This window comes from Photorhabdus viridis (assembly GCF_040256935.1).
GTDB lineage: Bacteria > Pseudomonadota > Gammaproteobacteria > Enterobacterales > Enterobacteriaceae > Photorhabdus > Photorhabdus viridis.
Map to the genome: position 1 here is coordinate 1 of NZ_JBEJZY010000347.1, position 319 is coordinate 319.

1 pseudogene is annotated in these 319 nt (G+C 58.3%); it reads right to left on the reverse strand.

Going from position 1 to position 319, the window contains the following annotated elements:
• A pseudogene (locus ABR397_RS25575) lies at positions 1-319 on the reverse strand (type VI secretion system ATPase TssH); the annotation flags it as partial.

Genomic DNA, 319 nt, shown 5'->3' on the forward strand with positions numbered 1-319 from the left:
ATCGCGCTCGGTTTTTAACTGTGTCAGCGATGCCGGTGAAGTATCTAAGCTCATGCGCACCCGGGCACTGGCGGTGTCCAGCAGATCCACCGCTTTATCCGGGAGCTGACGCCCAGCCAGGTAACGACGGGAGAGTGTTACCGCCGCCTGTACCGCACTATCAAGAATATGGACGCCGTGGTGGCGGGCATAACGCGCTTTCAGCCCGCGCAACATCAGGCAAGCGGTTTCATCATCCGGCTCATCAACGTTAATCCGCTGGAAACGGCGCTCCAGCGCGGCATCCTGTTCAAAATAGCGTTTGTACTCCGACCAGGTG